Below are 14,550 nucleotides of genomic sequence, written 5' to 3'. Positions count from 1 at the left end.
GTGTCGGCCGGGACTCTGCCGGGTGGGCGGCGGTGCCGATCCGACGATCGGTGCCCGCCCGCACGATCGGTGCTGGTCCGCACCGATCGTGCGGCTGCGCACCGATCATGCGAGCGTGGCCGGCCAGGCGGCCTACGCGGCCAGGGTCTTGAGCTGGACCGTCATGTCCGCCTCGGCGCCGGCGGCAGCGACGGCGTCGGCCGGGATGTTCTGGCCCTTGGCGAGGGCGTTTTTGACGGCCATGAAGTCCAGCGGGGCGTTGACGCAGTCGGCGGCGATGATCCGGCCGGCGCGGTAGTACAGGACTGAGAACTTGCCGCGCTCGTCGTCGCGCCGGACCACGGTCTGGTCGTAGCCCATCGAGAGCCCGGCGATCTGCAGCTTGAGGTCCGCCTGGTTCGACCAGAACCACGGGATGCCGGCGTAGTCCTCGCGGCGTCCCATGAGCGAGTACGCCGCGACCTTCGCGTGCTCGATCGCGTTGTTGACGCTCTCGAGCCGGATGCGCTCGCCGGCGGGGGAGCCCGGGACCGGGTTGGGCATGTTGGCACAGTCGCCCACGGCGACCGTGGTGCCGTCCGAGGCGAGGGCGTAGCGGTCCACGACGATCCCGTTGTCCACCGCCAGGCCCATCTGCTCGGCCAGCTCCGTGTTCGGGATGACGCCGATCCCCACCAGCACGATCTGCGCCGGGATCACCTCGCCAGCACCTCCGGCACCGGCGAGCTCGACGCCGGCGACGGCCTTCCCGCCGTCGCCCGTCGCGCCCGGGACGAAGCGGGAGATGCGCGCGTCGAGGCGGATGTCCAGCCCGCGCGAGCGGTGCGCGTCGAGGAAGAACTGCGCGGTCTCCTCGCCGACGGCGCGGCCCACGAGCCGCGGCCCGTGCTCGAGCAGCACGACGTTCTTCCCCATCTTCTTCAGGCTCGAGGCGGCCTCCAGGCCGATGAACCCGCCGCCCACCACGACGACGTCGGTCGCGTCGCCGACCATGGCCTTGAGCGCCAGGGCGTCGTCGGCGTTGCGGAGGTACACGACGCCGGTGAGGTCGGCGCCGTCGACGGCGATCTTCCGCGCCCGGGCGCCCACGGTGAGGGCGAGGCGCCTGAAGGGGAACTCCGCGCCCGAGGCCGCGACCGCGACCCCGGAGCCGTCAGCGTTCTTGTCAACGCGGACGATCCGCTGGTCCTTCACGAGCGTGACGTTGTGCTCGTCCCAGTACTCGGCCGAGCGGAAGATGAGCGACTCGTTGCCCACCTCGCCCTGGAGCCATTCCTTCGAGAGGGCCGGGCGCTGGTAGGGGCGGTGGTTCTCCTCGCCGAGGAGCGTGATCGGCTCGTCGTAGCCGAGGGCGCGGAGCGAGATGGCCAGCTGGACGCCGGACTGGCTCGCACCGATGATCAGCAGGCCCGTGGGCTCCTGGCCGGGGGTGTCGGCAGCCATCTCACACCTGCGTTTCCGGGGTGGTCACGTACAGGTCCATCCCCTCGGTGAGCTTGAGCTGGCAGGACAGGCGCGAGTTCTCCTCGCGGTCCACGGCGGTGCCGTACAGCATCTCGTCCTCCATGGGCTCCATGGGCGGGAGCTCCGAGAGGCAGTCGTCGCGGACGAACACGTGGCACGTGGCGCAGGAGAGCGAGCCGCCGCACTCGGCGACGATCCCCGGCACGCCGTTGCGCACGGCGGTCTCCATGACGGAGTCGCCGGGGCGTCCCTCGATGTCCCGGACGGTGCCCTCGGCGTCGGTGTAGTGGACGGTGGTGGTCATGTCTGCTGCTCCTGGTGGGTGCTGACGACGTTTAGGGGTCAGATTCTGGGGGTCAGGTTCTGGGGGTCAGATTCTGGGGGTCAGATGAATTGCCGGCCGCCGTCGACCACGAGGGTCTGGCCGGTCATGTAGGAGGAGTCGGGGCTCGCGAGGAAGAGCGCGGCGCCCACGATGTCCTCGGGCTGGCTGGCCCGCTTGATGGCGCCGCGGTCCACGCCGTACGTGGCGGCGTTCTCCATGAGCCCGTAGCTCGCCTCGGTGAGCGTGAACCCGGGGGCGATCGCGTTGACGGTCACCCCGCGCTTGCCGAGCTCCTTGGCCAGGACCCGGGTCAGGGCCACAACCCCGCCCTTCGAGGCCACGTAGTGGGCCCACTGCTCGGAGCCGGAGTAGATTGTGGCGCTCGAGAGGTTGATGACGCGCCCGCCCTCGCCCAGGTATGGGCTGGCCGCGCGGGTCACGAGCCACGGGCCCTTGAGGTTCACGCCCATCACGAGGTCCCACTCGGCCGGGTCGATCTCCTCGAACGGGCTGCGGGTCACCGTCGCGTAGATGGCGGCGTTATTCACGACGACGTCGATGCGGCCTCCGCCGAACTCGGCGGCTTCGGCGGCCATCGCCTCGGTGGACGCCACGTCGGTGACGTCGACCTTGAGGGCCACAGCCTCGGCACCCGCCCCGCGGACGAGCTGCGCGGTCTCCTCGGCCCCGGCCGCGTTCACGTCCGCCACGGCGACGCGGTAGCCGCGGGAGGCGAAGCCGAGGGCGAAGGCCCGGCCCAGGCCCCCGGCCGCGCCCGTGATGAGCGCGAGCCGGGGGACCTGGCGGTTGCCAGAAGAAGCAGCCTGGGGGTCAGGCATGCGCCGGCTCCTGCGTGTGCTCGCCGTGCTCGTGCCCCGGCTCGCCGTGTGCGTGCGAGTGGGCGCCCGGGCCGGAAACCTCGGGCGCGTCGAGGATCTCCACGATGCCCTTCGTCCCGTCGACGCGCAGGCGCTGGCCGGTCACGATCGTCGTCGAGGCCGAGCCGGTCCCGGTGACGGCCGGGAGCCCGTACTCGCGGCACACGATCGCCGCGTGGCTCATCATGCCGCCGATGTCGGTGACGGTCGCGGCGATCTTGCCGAAGATCGGTCCCCAGGACGGCGCCGTGACGGGTGCGACGAGGATGTCGCCCTGCTGGACCTCGGAGAGGTGGTCGGCGTCCATGATGACGCGCGCCGGCCCTTCCACGACGCCGGGCGAGGCCGCCATGCCGCGGAGGCCGCCGCCGTCGACCGCTTCGCCTTCGCCCAGCCACTGCTGCACCTGCTCGGTGGTGATGCCCCAGAGCATGCGGGTGAAGGGCTCGGTGATGGAGGGCGGCGGGGTGTTGAGCGCGGGGGCCGGGCGGGCGGTCTTGAGCGCATCCACGATGGCGCGGCGGCGCTCGATCTCCTCGGGCCAGTAGCTCGGGCCGATCGGCTCGGAGGCGCCCACGCCCCACCAGGTCACGAGGTCGAAGATCGCGTCGCGGACCTCGTTGCGGCCCAGGTAGAGCAGGTCGTCGGGCTGGGTCCAGAAGCCCTCGGCGTGGAAGAGGCGGGAGAGCTCGCGGATCTTGCGCCAGAACACGCCCATGGTCCAGTGCTCGATGTAGAAGTTGTGGTTCTCCACGTACGGGTAGCACTGGGCGGCCAGGCCGCGCTTGGCGTCGAAGAGGGCGAGGTTGTCCCCGTCGAGCAGTTCGCGGTACTCCTCGACGATCCGCTCCTTCTCGGCGACGAGCGCCTCGACCGGGCGGAGGATCTCCTGCCCGGCGTCTAGGCGGGCGATGTAGTCCTTGATGTAGTTGAGCGGGATCTCGGGGTGCTCGTTCCAGTACTTGTCGTGGCCGTAGAAGCCGTTGCCCACGGTGAAGTTGAACCACGGGTCGTGGGCCTCCTCCCACCGCTGGATCCAGTGCTCGCCGCCCTCGGAGGCGCGGATCGCGCTCAGGGTGGCGTCGGCGTCGTCCGCGTTCTCGAAGGCGGATTGGATGCCGAGCTCGACGGCGAGGGCGGCGAGGCCCTTGAGCTCGTCGTCGGGGCGGAAGAGCTCCATGTCGACGCCCTGGACCATGGTGGCGATCGACTGGTCCGGGATGTTCGGGAAGACCTGCTTGCAGAAGTTGAAGAAGTCCAGATAGGCGATGTACCCGAGGTTCAGGAACTCGAAGTGGTACTGCCAGTTCTGGTAGGCGAGCTGGATGAGGCGGTCGTAGTTGTCCATGAGGACCTCGGAGCCGTCCATGGCCTTGCCGGAGTGGATGTCCTCGATCGGGACGATGGCCGGGGGCTTGGCGAAGGTGATCTTCTCCATCTCGTCGATGGTGCCCTTGACCTTGGTGTGCCACTGCTCGAGCAGGCGCGGCCAGTTCTGGAAGTAGTAGCCCACGCGCTCCTCGAAGTCCGGCACGCGCGCGGCGATCTGGTCCTCCGGGACGGGGATGGGGCTCATGTAGAGGTAGCCGAGGTGGATGCGGAACTCGATCCCGTTCGCGTTGGGGATCATGAGGTGGCGGGCGTTGTACTGGCCCAGGCACTTGACGGCGAACTCGCCGCCGATCGTCTCGAACGGCTTGAACACCGTGGGCCAGTGCTGGCTGTCGCAGAACCAGAACTTGGCGTCCTCCTGCTCCTTGAGCTTGTCCTGGAACACGAGGTAGTAGGGGTACAGCTTCTCCCAGCCCTCGGCTCCCGCGGGGACGGGGAGCTCGGACGGCTTCGGGAAGGACTTCATCGACATTGGTGTGTCCTCTGCTCTGTTCGGGTGGAACGGGATGGGTCAGGCGCTGAGCTTGATGGAGCCCCAGCTGAAGCCGCCGGACGACGCCGCGGGGCCGGGTTGCGTCGTCGTGCTCACCACGGGCTGGGGTGCCGTGGCGGGCTTGTTCGAGTGCACCGTCTCGGGCCGGGCCTGCAGGAGGAGGAGGTTCTCGCCGTCGGGGAGGTCGGCGTCGAGGGCCCACTCGATGTCCTGCGGGGTCTTGTAGTGCTTCTCGGCGCGCTTTGCGAGCGTGGCCACGGCGGTGAGCTCCGCGTCGGTGAGGCAGCGGCGGCCTCGGCGCTCGGCGTCGACCTCGCGTTCCACGAGGCGGCGGGCGGCGAGGTCCGGGATGAGCTCGGCGTGCTTGTCGCCGAGGTGCTCGTTGATGAGGGTGAGCGTGACCTTGTCCAGGACGATGTTGTCCGGGGTGACCTGGCCGGAGACGACCATCTCGCCGACGCCGTAGGAGGCGTCGATGGTGATCTTGGAGCGGTCGCCGTTGGTGGGGTCGAGGGTCATGGCGACGCCGGAGGCCTTCGCGTTGACCATCTTCTGCACCACGACGGCCATGGAGAGGCCCTCGTTCGGGATGTTGTTCTTGAGGCGGTAGATGATGGCGCGGGAGGTGTAGAGGGAGGCCCAGCACTTGCGGATGTGCTCGCTGACCGCGCCGAAGCCCTCGAGCCAGAGGTAGGTGTCCTGCTGGCCGGCGAAGCTCGCGTCGGGGAGGTCCTCCGCCGTCGCGCTCGAGCGGACCGCGACCGGGACGGGGGCGTCGAAGCGGGACATGAGGGCCTCGTAGGCCGCGACGGTCTGGGCGCGGGCCTCGGCCGGGACCGGGCGGGACTCGATGTCCGCGCGGATGGCGGCGGAGACGGCGTCGACCTCGGCGACGTCATCCGGGTTGAGCCCGGCCAGGAGCGCGTGGATGTGGTCGGTGATGCCGGCCTCGTGCATGAACGCGTCGAACTGCGCGGTCGTGACGACGAAGCCCGGGGGGACGGGCATGCCCGCGGACGTCATCGTGACGAGGGAGGCGCCCTTGCCGCCGAGGTTCGCCAGCGTCGGCTCGGTGCCGCCGTCGAAGAACTGGATGTACTGGGTGTCTGCCATGCGGGTGTCTTTCACGGTGTTGTCCATGGGGGTCAGTCCTTCCACGAGACGGGGACGGCGACGGGGACGCGGAAGGAGAGGTTCTCGCGGAACTCGATGCTCTCCGGGTCATCGACGTGGAGGTGCGGGAGCTTCTGCGTGGCCTCCTCGAGGGCGATCTTCGCCTGGAGCTTGGCGAGCATGTTGCCCAGGCAGTAGTGGATGCCGAAGCCGAAGGAGAGGTGCTCGCGGGCGTTGGGGCGGGTGATGTCGAAGGTCTCGGGGTCCTCGAACTTGGACTCGTCGCGGTTGGCGGAGCCCATGACGAGCAGGACGCCGGAGCCCTCGGGGATCTTCACGCCGCCGATCTCGGCGTCCTTGGTCGCCTTGCGGCGCCAGGCGACGATCGAGCCGGAGTAGCGCAGGACCTCGTCGATGGCGCCGGGGATCTTCTTGGGGTCCTCGACCAGTTGGGCCCAGACGTCCGCGTCCGCGGCGAGGAGGCGGAGGGCGTTGGAGATGAGGGTCGTGGTGGTCTCGTGGCCGGCGAAGAGGAGGCTGTAGGCCACCGAGGCGATCTCGTGGTCGGAGATCTCGGCGCCGTCCTTCTGGGCGGTGACGAGGTCCGCGATGAGGTTGTCGCCGCCCTCGGCGTGGGCCTTGGCGACGAGGGCGAGGCAGGCCTGCCAGTACTCGACGAGGTTGTGCGCGTGGGGGATCTGCTCCTCGTCGGAGAGGTCGCCCCAGGTCATCGCGGCGCGGGAGTCGGACCAGCGCTTGTAGTCGTCCAGCTTGGCGAGGTCCTCGCCGAGGAGGGTGAGGATCGTGATGGTCGGGACCTCGTAGGCGAGGTCCTTGACGATCTCGCCGTGGTGGGTGCCGGCGTCCTGGCCGCGGGCGATCATCGCGTCGAGGCGGTCGGCGACGTTCTGGCGGATGAACGGCTCGAGGACCTTGAATCGGCGAGGGGTGAAGGCCTTCTGGACGATGCCGCGGATGCGGGTGTGCTCCGGGGGGATGCGGGCCGAGAGGCCCGAGTAGGCGGTGAAGCCGCCCTCGTTCATGATCTGGGTGGCCTGCGGGCCGCGCTTGCGGACCGGCGCCTGGGCGTTCTCGGAGGAGAAGGTCTCCCAGTCCTCGAAGACGGCCTTGATGTCGTCGTAGCGGGTGACGACGAACATGTCGATCCGCTCGTCGTACATGACCGGCTCCTCCGAGCGGAGTGCTGCGTAGGCGGGGAACGGGTTCTTCATCTGGAACGGCTCGTAGCCGTGGTGGGTGGCGTTGCGGGTCGCCGACGGGGCATGGCCGGCATTGGTTGAAGCGGCGGCGGGGGAGCCCGTGTCCGTCCCGGCCTGGGCGCCGAATCCGAAGGGACAGCCTGTTCCCTGAGTCTCCAGTGACATCAGCACACTCCTTGATCTGGTGGCCTTCGGCTCGGCTGGGGGCCGGGCCTGTGCATCTGGATCAAGTGTGGTCCCGATCACCGGGGAGTGCGGTGGCTCACCTTCCACTGAGTGGAAGCAAGTTGCCTGGAAGCACCTAGGTTCCCCGCTCAGAAGAACATGGTTTGCGCCATTCTTTGCCTCGCGGTGGAGATCGCGGACTGGCGCCGGTTCACGGGGGCCACGATCGGTTCCTTCGTCGGCCTGGCGCCCTCGGAGCACTCCTCGGGTGCCTCCCGGACGCAGGGCCCGATCACCAAGACCGGGAACGCCCATGTCCGACGGCTTGGTCGAGGCCGCCTGGCACCACCGGGCCCGCTACACGGTGGGGAAGACGATGCGCGACCGGTGGGAGCTGGCCCCGGCCGCGGCACGGGCCAGGGGCGATGAGGGCAACCAGCGCCTGCACTCCCGGTGGGTGGGCTTCCCCGAGCGCCGCAAGCGCCCGACCGTGGCCAACGTCGCCGTCGCCCGCGAACTGGCCGGCTGGTGCTGGTCCCTGGCAGTCATGGACGACTGACCCGAAGACCGCTTCGCCGGATCCCCTCGGAGGTCGGCCGCAGCGCGTGGAGCCACACGCGGCACAGCTATGAACAGGCCCCCAGAGGGCCCACGTTCGCTCCTAGACACGCGGACCGACTTCAGCCGAACCACCGTCCTGCGGTAGCCAACCCGCGCACATCAGCCTCACCTGCGTGTCGCCGACGACACGCTCGCCGACCACCCCTCCAGCGGACCAAAGAGGCGCCGCCAGGACTCCTCCCGGCGGCGCCTCACCCCGCCCGCTTGGCAGCAGCCCACTCCATATCAGCTGTGATGCCCGGAGACGTTGTTTGATCTGGGCCTCGCCGCTATCCGACAACGGCCCCGCCTACCGGTCCCGTACCTGGAAGGACGCCTGCGCCGCCTTCGACATCAAGCCAAGTTCACCCGACCTCCCCGCCCCCAGACCAACGGCAAGATCGAGCGATGCACCGCACCATGGCCGACGGCTGGGCCTACGCGAAGCCCTACAACACCGAATGAGCCCCCAGAGCCGCGCTCCCGGTCTGGCTCCACTTCTACGATCACCACACGACAGCTCCCGTCCATCAGCCGGATCTCAAATAACCTGCTTGGGCATTAAAACTAGCCATCGAGGAAAGCCTGCGCTTAAGATCCAGGCGCTGGGGGTTGCCGTGCCCCCCCCAGAGAGGCTTGACTGGCGCCAACTGAAAGTTAACCGGCGTCGATCTTCGGAGTATATTGTATCGATTACGCGCCATCTAGGCCAAATTTGTGACTCCCGCTTGGCGGCGGCGCCAATGCCAGTTGTTCGTTGAGACCTTATCTTTCGGATAGCAACGGCCGGGGGCTTCTCCCCTTCTGCAAAGGATGTGTTGTAAATGGCAGATTTCACCGACCTGCGACGGCAGGTGCGCTCGCTTGATGGGTTTACTAAAGCAGCCTATGTCGAAGAAGTTCAGGTTCTCCGTATGGAAGCCGAAAGAGCTAGGAGATGGCGGCGGGTCGCCGATCCTCGTGAGTCGTGGGTCTACATCTCCGGCGGCGATGCGACGTGGGCCGTTGATCGGGCCTCCAGAGTGGGCCACCACGATCCCGTTGCAGCAGTTACCTTTCCTCCACTCCATTCTCAGTTAGTGGGCTGGTGGCTGTTCCACGCGTGGCGGTCGATCGACCTCGTGAGTGCAGGTCTCAGCGCGCATGAGCACGGTACGACGAGCATCGCGGCGATTACATCTCGAGCGTTGATCGAGGAACTCGGATGCCTCGTCACGGAAGTGCGCCAGATCAAAGCAGCGTGGGAAGTGGTTAAGCGGGCAGACCTCAATCCTGTGCGTCGAGGTGAACTGGCGAAGAACCAGCTCGGTTCCGTGCTGGCGAGATTCTTGTTTGCAACCCGTATGTCCTCTAAGCCCGCGAATGCGCCTGATGCAACAAATGTACTAACGTACATCAAGAAGTTGGATAAGTTGTCCAAGAGCTCTAAGTTTTCGGAATGGTATGACTGGCTGTCAGATGCTTCCCATCCAGCTTATGGAGCGAGGCTTGTCTACGTGACCAATCCTATGAGACATGCGACCGGTGCCGTGATGCTACGTTTCCACAGCCGCTCGCCGCTACACTTAGAGAAGTCGAGCGGTGAGCGGGTCGATTTCACTTACGATATTGAAGAAAAGGCCGAAACGGCGCTCGAGAGTTGCGGCACTCTTCTAATCAAATACTTGAAGACGGCGCTCAGTTTAGTAGACGACTTCGGCCTCACGACGTCCGCCGCAACCCTTACCAGCAGAACATACTGGCGTAATCTGCTTCCTGCAGCGTCAGGGGACGAATGCGCATGTGGCTGCGGACCGTGGGCGCAGAGCATTCACGTTTGGGAAGGTGGAGTCCAAGACCTTCCACCACTGAATGGCTAAGAGACGCCGGCTGCTACCGGGCAGCCGAGAACTCTTCTAGGTCCAGCCACGGCGCGCGTCGGCTCTGGTGAGCCGTTCGCACCCGTCGGGATGCTCGTCTGCTGGCTAGGACAGCAGCCACATCCCTTCCCTTCCAGGCGCTCCACGACGCGCGTCTACATCCAAAGGCGGCTCTTCCGTTTTCCGCGGGAATGGTCCTGCTGGGATGGGTGTCACGCTACTGTTTGAGCGGCGCTCCTGGGCGGGATACGCGTCGTGTAGTCGTCTGCGTTGCTGAAGCTGCGTCCGGGCGCTTGATGATCTTGATCGCGGTGTTGTTCGCCTCGACCTTGGCCGTGGTCGCGCCGGTGGTGATGGGGACCTTGGTCTCGGTCCACCACCGCTTCACCGTCCGCAGGAGCCGCTTCGTCTCCGGCGTGGGTGCCGCGTCGACGAGGCCCTCGAGGATGCTCAGGCTGTCCGACGCCTCATGAAGCGAGCCGGAGGCGAGGAGGGTGCGCCGCTGCTGCTTGGCCTCCCAAGCCGCCTGCAGCTGCCCGGTGGGGTCGTCTGCGGCGAACAGTGCGCGGGGGACCGGCCCGGCCGCTGTCGGAGAGGGCGCCGGCGGCTCGTAGGAGCAGGCGCCGGTTCGCCCACCCCGGTTCGGTGGTGCGCCGGCGGCGATCCCTGATCTCCTGGCTCAGCCGCTGCCTCGCCTCCCCGACCGCCTGGTTCGCGAGTTGGATGAGGTGGAACGCGTCGACGGACACCGCGGTGCGGGGCAGCCACATGCGCAGGGCCTTGCGGAACGCCCCGGACGGGTCGATCGCCACGACCTCGACCCCGAGCCGCCACGCCAACGGCCGGGCGAACAGCCACTCGCCCACGCCTGCGCTGTCGCGACCGTTCACGACGCCCAGGACCCGGCCGGTGTCCAGATCCACGACCGTGGTCATCCACGGCTCGATCCGCACCGACGGCGATGATTCCTCCTCGCGGTACCAGCCCACGGAATGGTACCTGTGCTCGTCGATCTCGAGCCGCTTTGGGGCCACGGCATCCACGTCCGGCAGGGTCGCGGCGGCGGCATCCAGGGCCTTCTGCACAAGCCACCACGACACCCCGTACGCCCTGGCCCCCTCGAGCGCGGCACGGCCGGAGCGGACCACGGCGTCCACGAGGGCGCCCCGCAGGCGGGCTCTCGACCTCGCCCGCGTCGGGACCTGTGCGGTGGCCTCGCTGAAGGACCCGCGCGGGCAGGGCGGCTCGTCGCAGAAGAACCTGCGCTGGCGCCAGAAGACCTCCACGGTGCCTGCGAGAGAGACGTCCCGCAGTCGCTGCAAGCGGGTGTCCTTCAGTGCTGGGAGACGACCCCACAGCCGACGCATCCGGTCGGGGCACCGCTCCGGCAGTAGTCTCAACGGTGAATGGGGCGGATGCCAAGGCATGTCACTGCCACGCTCAGGACACGGTACTCGGGCAGGTTGAAGATCATGGTGGCAGCGCAGCGCTGCCCCGCCGTAGCCTCGGTCAAGGCGCGTGGCTCCTGTCGGTGACGGATGACTAGACACCACCCATCCAACAGGGCCGCGAGCCCCTTCAGGCTCCACGCCACGAGCCCCATTCTCGACCAAACGCGAAGAGCCATCTAAACCGTCGCGGACTCCGCCGCCCAGATCGCCCGGCTCGGCAAGACCCTGCGCCGCAAGCGTGCCGCCCAGTCTTTTGGGACTGCACAGCATATCTCCGACAGACTTCACCGTCAGCCGTTGCCGAAACGCGATTTAATAAGGGTTGCCCACATTCGAACGACCTCAGCGTCCTCCGATTTAAGGATGCGTACATGGGCCAAGCGGTTCCGAATTGGGATCAGCTGTTCCTGGAGTTTCCGCCAGATAACGGCTTCAACGCCCAAATTGTCAAACTTGTCCGAGCGGACAATTTCCATGAGCTCGCCGAGAGTAAGCCATTCCAGCGGGTCTCGAAGGTCGGTAACCGACTTGGCCGCCACATTGGTGTCAAGCTGCGCGCGCCTGAGCACTTCGCCGTTTCGGGCTCCCAGCACCGAAGCACGCCAATTGTCCTGGTATTTTGCAAGAGCTGCTGATCGCAATGCATTTCGTATTTTTCGTTCTATAAACCACAGTCCGGACGTAACGTCTGGGAGGATCGCTGCGGGGGTGGCGGACTCGCTGATGTGGGCGGCTAAGGCCTCGCGCAGAAACCGGGCGGTCCCGGGTAAAGCTAGGAGTGGCTTACCGTCATCGCCCACCTTGATGATTCCGCTACCACGCAGGCCCTCAAGTTCGCGGGCTTCAAGAAACTCAAGACCATCCGTCCCTTTAGGGTTGACTTCGAAAAGCGCATGATCCAGTGCGGCAATTAGGCCTTGGCCGATCTCACGGAGCGCAGCTCGAAATACCTCCGTATCCAGGGGACCGCCAAACCCCACGGCTGGCCACGACCACCCTAATGGCAGCCGATCAGTCGTAGAAGGAGGAATCTCCTGCTTCGTGAGCAGGGGGAGGGTGACGAGCGCAGCATCTTCCAACACTGAACTCCCTGGGACAGATCTGAAAGATAGGCGCGGCGCACGCGACATTAGTCCGACCATCTTGCCTTCATCGAGAAGAGAAATGATTATAGACCGAACCTCCCCCAGAACTTCGGCAGCATAGTCGACGCACTCCTCGAGGTCCGTGATGATGAGCGTCGTAGCTGAATGCGATAGGCGCTTCCACTCATGTCGCTGGCCGACGGTCACAAGCACACCTCGAAGGTTACTGAAAATACCCGGCCGAAGCGGCTCAAAGGCGAACCCCATCTGAACAAAGATCAGTCTGTGGCGAGCTAAATGTTTTGATATAAGTTCGACTCTACTCAGGCACGCCTCATCGATGAGGGCGTTCACAGGAGGCTCAACACGGTCGCGGCCTGATATTCTTGACCTTCCTTTTCTACGAGACCAAGGCTAAGCAGATGCTGCAGCTCCAGTGGGTTGTCGTTCGCGATTTCCCCAAACTCATTTGGAGTTTCAATCAAAATCTCAAGCATCAAAGCTTCGATGGGATAGTAACGTCGCACGTAGTTCATCATTTCATTTATGTTTCCGGCGACGGTCCTCTTCCAATCGTCTATCGTGCGGAGCACATCGGGCCTCGAGATTCGTCTCTGGAAGACGTCGACCGGCAGTTGCTGTACCACTGCTGACGCGAGACTGCGGTACAGGAAGGCATGTCCACCGGTCGCCTCGAAGAAGCTTTCAAGCGCCGCCGATTCGATCTGAATGCCCATGCGCCCTCCGATTGACGTTGCCAGTTCGTCTGCCTCATCGCGATCAAACGGCGCCAGGAAGTGCGTCTTGGCCCAGGAGAAGAGCGGGTTGGGGCGCCCGAATAGACGACCGTTCTCCACAATGGCACTCGTTAGACCGGAGAGCATGAAAGTGAAATTGCTGTTTTCCTGCACTAAGCTTCTCAGCGCGCCTAGGAATTGCGATACCGACGTCATATCGCCTTCGCTTATGTCAATGCGGTCTGATGGGGTTAAGTACTCAATCTCATCAAGAAGCAGTACAATGCTAACACCTCTCTTTTCTAGAGCGCGAAGCACGCTTTGCATAGAGCGACGGAAGTCCGAAATATCTGAACCTTCATTCAGTTGACTTACTGCGCCATATGGTAGGTTTCTGTTCTTAAGCGCCTCGATGATGTCGACACGAAGGTCCTTGATCAAACTCGGGATGGGATCCGTTGGCGGTGAAGGGAGGCTTTCGAGGTCACGGAGGATGACGACTCTGTTCTCCGAAGAAACATCATCAGTCAACTGGCTTAGAACGCTGGTTTTTCCCGCTTTCCTTAACCCGAACAGGCCTGCCACGCGTTGGTTCTTGACGTCGTCGCGAAGGGCTTGCATGAGCTGACGGCGACCGAAGAAGCGATCGCCGCGAACAGGCGTCGATTCATAGAAAAGGTCGCGAGCATAGATGTAATCACGAAGCAGGGATACTAGGGACACAGGATCGGTCTCATCGATACTGCTAAGAGGAATCGCTAAAAATCCACCTTGGGACCAGTCGTCCAGCTTCTGACGTGCACGGGGATCAGGTGACCATACGAAGACAATGTCGGGTGTGACATCTCGCTTGAGTTGTCGTATTGCGCTCTTCGCAGCTTCCAGTTCCCGGATTTGGAGGTCTGCATAGGGGCTGTAGAAGAACATCACTTCTCGGGTAAGCCCGAACGCTGCTTCTATGGCGCCGCTGAAGCGAACCAGCGATAGTGAGCAATTTTGGAGACCGCTGACCGAGCACTTTTGAGCATGGACCATCTGAGAACCGAGCTCAGCCAAGGCTTTTCTGTGCTGGCGGACCACAGGGAATCGCGCCTCGAGCGCAAGGATGTGTCCGCGGAGGTTATCATTAGAGGGGGGTTTGATAGCTCCCGCGCGCCACCCACTGGAAATTGGGCTGGTAGACATTTCCCTCCGTCGCATGTTCCTCTTCTTTGGAAGACAGGTTACACGCTGGAGGGGAGATGGATGACGTGTCGTCCCTATGCGTCGACCGCATGCTCCCTTCGATTCGACGGCACCTTCCAGCAGGCCTGGGTGGTCGTGTGTTCTGCATGCCTAGGGGGGCAGATCCGGCGAACCTCTACAGTCATGCAAGTCCGTCGTATCGGAGGAGGGCAACGTGTCGATCGTGGCGGTTCTTTCTCAGGGTGAGCGCCACGCCGTCGGCAGCCCTTACACCGTTGTTGCGGCAATTCGTTCAGGGCCATAGCCTTGGTGAACGCTCATGGGAGGCTCTGGTAATTGCCGGTTGCGAACGTGACGAGGGCACGGGTTGTTCGCATCCCGGATCTGGATGGGCGGATTCAAACGCAAACCCGTCCGGTGACACGCCCTCAAACGGTAGGCTGTGGCGTTCGCTCCTCGTCGGTCTCGATCACATCGGTTGCGGCGGGCGGCACGTACCGACGGCTGTCGGCCACCGCCAAGCGAGTGCGTGGGGGCGTCAATTCTGGGCGTGAAGGAGCACTCGCCGGCCGCGTTTCCACCC

Annotated in this window: 11 protein-coding genes and 1 pseudogene; 2 read left to right on the top strand and 10 right to left on the bottom strand. The window is 65.1% G+C overall.

The annotated features are described in order from the left end of the window. Positions 1-132 precede the first annotated feature (132 nt). The 6 genes from ABD298_RS18230 to ABD298_RS18205 form a co-directional block, all read right to left on the bottom strand. Complete coding sequence (locus ABD298_RS18230) at positions 133-1,443, bottom strand: NAD(P)/FAD-dependent oxidoreductase (RefSeq protein ID WP_344301256.1); 1,311 nt, start codon at positions 1,441-1,443, stop codon at positions 133-135. Between the two features lies 1 nt (position 1,444). Beyond that, entirely contained in the window at positions 1,445-1,768 is a 324-nt protein-coding gene (locus tag ABD298_RS18225) for a 2Fe-2S iron-sulfur cluster-binding protein (protein WP_344301255.1), read from the bottom strand. Between the two features lie 80 nt (positions 1,769-1,848). Continuing rightward, positions 1,849-2,628 carry an SDR family NAD(P)-dependent oxidoreductase gene (locus ABD298_RS18220; RefSeq protein ID WP_344301254.1) on the bottom strand — a complete coding sequence of 260 codons (780 nt, stop codon included), beginning with the start codon at positions 2,626-2,628 and terminating at the stop codon, positions 1,849-1,851. Continuing rightward, positions 2,621-4,531 carry a PEP-utilizing enzyme gene (locus ABD298_RS18215; protein WP_344301252.1) on the bottom strand — a complete coding sequence of 637 codons (1,911 nt, stop codon included), beginning with the start codon at positions 4,529-4,531 and terminating at the stop codon, positions 2,621-2,623. The genes ABD298_RS18220 and ABD298_RS18215 overlap by 8 nt, the downstream gene beginning before the upstream one ends. A 39-nt stretch (positions 4,532-4,570) precedes the next feature. After that, the gene (locus ABD298_RS18210) at positions 4,571-5,665 is read right to left on the bottom strand and encodes a PEP/pyruvate-binding domain-containing protein (RefSeq protein ID WP_344301293.1); all 1,095 of its coding nucleotides are present in this window, start codon (positions 5,663-5,665) and stop codon (positions 4,571-4,573) included. 32 nt (positions 5,666-5,697) lie between these two features. Continuing rightward, the gene (locus tag ABD298_RS18205) at positions 5,698-7,050 is read right to left on the bottom strand and encodes a cytochrome P450 (RefSeq protein WP_344301251.1); all 1,353 of its coding nucleotides are present in this window, start codon (positions 7,048-7,050) and stop codon (positions 5,698-5,700) included. A 180-nt stretch (positions 7,051-7,230) separates the two neighbouring features. Here ABD298_RS18205 and ABD298_RS18730 point away from each other — a divergent pair. Then, positions 7,231-7,609: pseudogene (locus tag ABD298_RS18730) on the top strand (transposase); the annotation flags it as partial. Between the two features lie 865 nt (positions 7,610-8,474). Further along, positions 8,475-9,509: a hypothetical protein gene (locus ABD298_RS18190; protein ID WP_344301248.1), complete on the top strand. Its 1,035-nt coding sequence runs from the start codon at positions 8,475-8,477 to the stop codon at positions 9,507-9,509. A gap of 217 nt (positions 9,510-9,726) precedes the next feature. On the opposite strand, the gene ABD298_RS18725 is transcribed toward ABD298_RS18190, so the two are convergent. The 4 genes from ABD298_RS18725 to ABD298_RS18170 all read right to left on the bottom strand — a co-directional run bounded on the left by ABD298_RS18725 (position 9,727) and on the right by ABD298_RS18170 (position 13,862). Beyond that, the gene (locus tag ABD298_RS18725) at positions 9,727-10,041 is read right to left on the bottom strand and encodes a transposase (RefSeq protein WP_425564499.1); all 315 of its coding nucleotides are present in this window, start codon (positions 10,039-10,041) and stop codon (positions 9,727-9,729) included. Further along, positions 9,977-10,831, bottom strand: coding sequence for a transposase (locus ABD298_RS18180; protein WP_344301246.1), 855 nt, complete (start codon positions 10,829-10,831; stop codon positions 9,977-9,979). The genes ABD298_RS18725 and ABD298_RS18180 overlap by 65 nt, the downstream gene beginning before the upstream one ends. 419 nt (positions 10,832-11,250) lie before the next feature. Then, entirely contained in the window at positions 11,251-12,399 is a 1,149-nt protein-coding gene (locus tag ABD298_RS18175; RefSeq protein WP_344301245.1) for a hypothetical protein, read from the bottom strand. Then, positions 12,396-13,862 (bottom strand): ATP-binding protein, encoded by a 1,467-nt coding sequence (locus ABD298_RS18170; RefSeq protein ID WP_344301244.1) that lies wholly within the window; start codon positions 13,860-13,862, stop codon positions 12,396-12,398. The genes ABD298_RS18175 and ABD298_RS18170 overlap by 4 nt, the downstream gene beginning before the upstream one ends. Between the last annotated feature and the right edge of the window lie 688 nt (positions 13,863-14,550).

Origin of the sequence: Sinomonas flava, assembly GCF_039531875.1 — a bacterium.
Classification (GTDB): Bacteria; Actinomycetota; Actinomycetes; order Actinomycetales; family Micrococcaceae; genus Sinomonas; species Sinomonas flava.
Note: the sequence above shows the minus strand (reverse complement) of the source record. Positions and strands in the feature narration are given on the sequence as shown.